The organism is Desulfovibrio sp. DV, from assembly GCF_001936595.1.
Taxonomy (GTDB): Bacteria; Desulfobacterota; Desulfovibrionia; order Desulfovibrionales; family Desulfovibrionaceae; genus Solidesulfovibrio.
Map to the genome: position 1 here is coordinate 1 of NZ_MLBG01000205.1, position 309 is coordinate 309.

The window sequence follows — 309 nt, forward strand, 5'->3', positions numbered from 1 at the left end:
TGGGGGTCGGCGGCAGTCGGTTTTGGCGGCGGCCAGGGCGGCGTGGATGCGGTTGTCGTCGATGAACGCATCGGTTGTGCGCTGGGATTCGTCAATCATGGTCGTCCTCCTTGCGAAGGGTCTTGCTGGTCAGGGCGGACTTGACGGTCACGCCGGGGATATTCCCGAGTCTGCCGGTAAGTGAACCGATCTCATCGGTTGTGCCTTCGATAATGAGCGACACCACGCCCACCTGGTATTCGGGCCGGGGGATGCCCATGCGGCCGAGCACGATGTGGCCGTGTTCGCTGATGATGGCGTTGACTTTTT

General features: G+C 61.8%; 1 protein-coding gene. It reads right to left on the reverse strand.

What is annotated here, in order from left to right; translation table 11 throughout:
• Positions 1-91 precede the first annotated feature (91 nt).
• The coding region (locus DVDV_RS21725; RefSeq protein ID WP_075356640.1) for a TM1266 family iron-only hydrogenase system putative regulator at positions 92-309 on the reverse strand (218 nt) is incomplete at its 5' end.